The 361-nt window shown below is 59.3% G+C and carries 1 protein-coding gene; it reads left to right on the forward strand.

Going from position 1 to position 361, the window contains the following annotated elements:
* Nucleotides 1–361, forward strand: a 361-nt coding sequence (locus tag EAE91_RS23845) for a hypothetical protein (RefSeq protein ID WP_214090583.1), incomplete at both ends; no start/stop codon positions are given.

The following is a 361-nucleotide window of genomic DNA, read 5'->3' on the forward strand; positions in this document are numbered from 1 at the left end:
AAAAGCACCCGGCGTTTGCGTTGGATGTGGCGGCGCTGGGCGGCATGTATGCCCATAAAATCAGGCTGATAGGCACCGAAACGGGGGTGGGCGTGCACAATGCCGGTAATATCGGCGCGTCTGCCGGGGAGGTCCATATCACCGCCGAGGGCCGGATAGAGAACCGCGGCACCCTCAGCAGCCGGGATACGCTGCAATTAACTTCGTCTGCCGATATCACTAACACCGGCAAATTGCTGTCACAATCGGCGGTGAATTTACAGGCGGGCGGCGCACTGGATAATCAGGGCCGGGTTGAGGCACGGGGCAATATCACCGCCAGAGCAGGAACAATACAAAGTGGTCACGACAGCGTATGGGC

It is taken from the genome of Photorhabdus noenieputensis (genome assembly GCF_018448935.1).
Lineage (GTDB): Bacteria > Pseudomonadota > Gammaproteobacteria > Enterobacterales > Enterobacteriaceae > Photorhabdus > Photorhabdus noenieputensis.